The sequence below is a fragment of the Paracoccus sp. (in: a-proteobacteria) genome (assembly GCF_032007265.1).
GTDB lineage: Bacteria > Pseudomonadota > Alphaproteobacteria > Rhodobacterales > Rhodobacteraceae > Paracoccus.
In genome coordinates, this window is record NZ_DALZMB010000193.1 from 1 (window position 1) to 3,295 (window position 3,295).

2 protein-coding genes are annotated in these 3,295 nt (G+C 59.0%); both read left to right on the plus strand.

The annotated features are described in order from the left end of the window. Positions 1 to 26: 26 nt before the first annotated feature. The gene (locus tag RTS12_RS20465; protein ID WP_312531960.1) at positions 27 to 2,426 is read left to right on the plus strand and encodes an SGNH/GDSL hydrolase family protein; all 2,400 of its coding nucleotides are present in this window, start codon (positions 27 to 29) and stop codon (positions 2,424 to 2,426) included. A 336-nt stretch (positions 2,427 to 2,762) separates the two neighbouring features. Then, complete coding sequence (locus tag RTS12_RS20470; RefSeq protein WP_312531962.1) at positions 2,763 to 3,182, plus strand: hypothetical protein; 420 nt, start codon at positions 2,763 to 2,765, stop codon at positions 3,180 to 3,182. Positions 3,183 to 3,295 lie beyond the last annotated feature (113 nt).

Genomic DNA, 3,295 nt, shown 5'->3' on the forward strand with positions numbered 1-3,295 from the left:
CGCGGGCTTTTTTACGTGAGGTAAGCATGCCTTTGCTTGATGATATCCAGCGCGTCTGGCGCCGGTTCCAACGCTATACTGGCGATGGGCTGCCCAATCCGCCGGTCGGGCATCCGCTGTCCTCGGGCGGCGACCCGCGTTCGGGCATTTACAACCCCGACAAGACCGAGATCCGGGATCTGCTGGTATCTATTGCGCAAAGCCTCGGTGATCCGTCTGCGCTTGCGAGCATTCTGACCCAGCTGGATGGCAAGGCCGAGGATGCCGATGTGACCGCCGTCCTGCGAAATGCTGGCGTGATCACGCTGACCAATGTCACCGGCAGCGGCAACGCGATCACGGCGGAGTTCCCGGCGGCACTGGCACCGATCCTCGGCACGGGGATCCCTAGTAACCTAGTGGTGGCCGTGCGAAGCCCATCGGCGACGACAGGCCCCGCAACGCTGACAATAGGGGTTGATACCGTCGAAATCCGGCATTGGAACGGAGCTGCGCTATCGGAGGTCCACACCCTCAAAAGCGGTCGAACCTATACTCTCATGCGGATCAGCGGCCAATGGCGGATCATGGCAGGCGATGTCGCTATGTCAGATCTCTATGCGGAGGCGCTGGATCGTCAGGCGGGCGACCTTTTGGCCATATCGCGCGCAGACTCCGCGATGCTGCCCATGTCCGGAACTTCGCGCGGAGCAGTCAACCTTCGCGGTCTGCCGCTGGCGTCTGGTTATGTCCGCAAAGCGGATGGGGCCGAAGGATCGTCTGATACTTGGCGCAGGTCTGGAATGATCGCGCTACCGGAGAAAGCGCAGCTTTCATTCATCGGAACCATCCCGAGTTCCGGCGCATCGGCGGCTGTTTGGGCCTTCTACGATGCCCAGCTGGGTTATCTCGGCTCGGGCAACCCAGCGGCCCCCGATGGACGCCTTTACAGTGTGGCTGACGCCTATCCAAGCGCACGGTTTGTCAGGGTGTCCTTACTGACAGCAGAGGCTGAAACCTATACGCTCCGGATCCTGTCTCAGGCAACAGATCGCACCCCATCGTCTGCCGCTGCGTCACTCGGGACAGTGCAAGTTGATGGATTTTCTGATCAGCGGTCGGGCGGATATCTTCCGCCCGGCACGGGTGCGTTGATCTCTGGACCTGCCGCGTGGGTCTACACGGATCATATCCCGGTCGAGCCTGGGCAGATCCTCGAATACAATGGTGCCGCAACCTATGGCACCACTGTGCCCATGGCGCTTTATGGGCCTGATGGAACCTACGTGCGGGATGCGCTGGTGCCAACCGATACGGGCACCGGTCAGATCGCAATGAGCGGTAGGGTTGTGGTGCCAGAAGGGATCGCTTTCGTTCGAGCCTGCGCTGACGCCCGCAAGCCCCGCTCTTTGCTCTATCGGCGCGCTAAACGCGGTGCCGATTTGGCTAGGGATATGGTCACACTGGTTGAGGCAATCGGCGGGACTGAGCGCGCGCAGCTCAAGCGTGCGATGCAGCAATTGCTATCTGGCTCGGCGCTGCCTGCGCGCGTGGCGAGTGCCGTGGCCATTGGCGACAGCATCACCGTTGGTCAGGCGGCGACCACGGAAGGCCACCGCTGGCTTAACATTGTCGCTGCCAGCATGGGGGCGGCGCTGACCAATGGCGGGATTAACGGTACCGTACTGCAAAATAGTGCCGATAGCTCAGGGTCTCCCCGTGCAAGCAATGGTCGCGATCGCTTTCTTGCGGCCATGACGGGTGCCGCTAAGCGCGAGCTGGCAATTGTCGCTTACGGATTTAATGATGCTCGCTATGTGGCTGCCCCATCGACGCTGAATGTGGCGGGATATCGTGGTGATCTCGCAGAGGTCGTCACGGGACTTCTGATCAACGGATATCCTCGTGATCGCATCTTGATTGTCGGCCCCCACTATATTTCTGACGCAGGCCTTGCGACTGGATCAACAGGCTTTTCGGGGCAAACGCGGCCCGGCTTTGAAGCCTATGTTGCTGCAGCACTGGACGTGGCTTCAGATTATGGCGTTATCTACTTTGACAGCTACGCGTGGATGACGACGCATGGGGCGGATGCCCTGATTTCGGCCGACCTTATCCACCCAAATGATGCCGGCCATGCAGCCATCGCTGACGGGGTGCTAACAGCTGCTATCGTGCCAAACCTGCGACAGGCACCAAAGATCGTGGAGTGGTCGCTTTCGCCGGGCAGCCTAAATCTAGCTTGGGCCCCTGTGAGAGGAGCTGTCTCTTACGATGTAAGGCTGGTGGGCGTAGCAGGGCTGTCTATAGGGGCGACCGAGGCAGAGCTGTCGACGCGGCATGGATTCTCGGGTGTCGCCAGTGGACAGTATGCGGCGATGGTTAGAGGCGTTTTTTTAGATGGCGTCGGGCCATGGACCATCACGTCGACTGCCATCGCGATCTAATCATCGGCTCTGGCCCCGAGCACTCTTGCAATCTCGATCTGCTACTTACAGATATCGCGATCTTCGATGCGCCCTTCGGTGCATTTGTAGACTGACAGGCAATTGGTCTAGGCAGCCCCGCCACTGGCGGGTTTTTTCATGCGCAGGGACGCGGAGGCCCAACTCGACGTCCCTGCGCAGGCTGGCTGCGTCTAACCCAGGGAGGGCGAGGAGCAGCTAGGCATCGAGTGAGCAATGCTGGGAAAGGTTGCCCTGAGATTGGATTGCCTCAAGCGTGACCTTTCTCCGATGGAAAGAGGTCTTTGAAGTCATTCGCATGGTCTTTACTAGGACACCATGACACGAATTATCCTCTCTTTGACCTATCTTGTGTGCCTGATGTTGATGATTTTCGTCGGTGTAACTTACGAAACGATTTCAACCGGTCTGGCGTCACCAGGGCCCGATGGGCCGTTCTTTTGTAAGGAGCTGCTGAGCTCAGGATCGGACGATGATGCAATGATGTCCGCATTCAGCGTTTTTCTACTGCCGCTCGCACTTCGCACCGTCCGGATTACTCGGATTATCGCGGCATTCGAGGTCGCTGTGTTCTACTGTTGCGGGGCGATGACGTTTCTGGCTCTGGGGCTTGCTAGTATGGACTGCGCGTCAATTTTATATACCGCGTTTATCTTGCCAGACTTGCTGTTAGCGGGGGCACTGCTGGCTCTACCAGTCTCTGCCATTACGCTCTCGACGCTGCGCGTTACGCAATGACCGCATAGTCAGCATGCCTGACGATCAGCGACATCAAAAAAACGACCCCGCCTCTGGCGGGCTTTTTTATGCGCAGGGGGCGCAACGACAGACGATCCGACACCGATCTGGGC